Genomic DNA, 263 nt, shown 5'->3' on the forward strand with positions numbered 1-263 from the left:
GCCAGCAGCTGCTTGATCAGAGCATGGCGGCGCGCCATCCGCCGTACACCGATCGCCAGCGACACCGAGAGGGTGGCGGGCAGTCCTTCCGGCACCAGCGCGACCATCACCCCCAGCGCGAACACGAACAGGGTCACCACGGACTCCCCGGTGGGCAGCCGCACGGCGAACATCAGGGCACCGATCGCCAGGGCTGCTCCCGCCACCCGCCGCGCCATGGAGGCCACCTGGTGCTGCAGCGGAGTCTTCTGCCGCGGAGCCGC

At 71.5% G+C, this 263-nt stretch carries 1 protein-coding gene; it reads right to left on the reverse strand.

Annotation, left to right across the window (positions count from 1 at the left end; genetic code table 11):
- Nucleotides 1-218 (reverse strand): hypothetical protein (locus tag RB628_RS42085; RefSeq protein ID WP_318325850.1); only part of this gene is annotated, 218 nt, incomplete at its 3' end.
- Between the last annotated feature and the right edge of the window lie 45 nt (nt 219-263).

Origin of the sequence: Streptomyces sp. ADMS (genome assembly GCF_033441795.1) — a bacterium.
Lineage (GTDB): Bacteria > Actinomycetota > Actinomycetes > Streptomycetales > Streptomycetaceae > Streptomyces.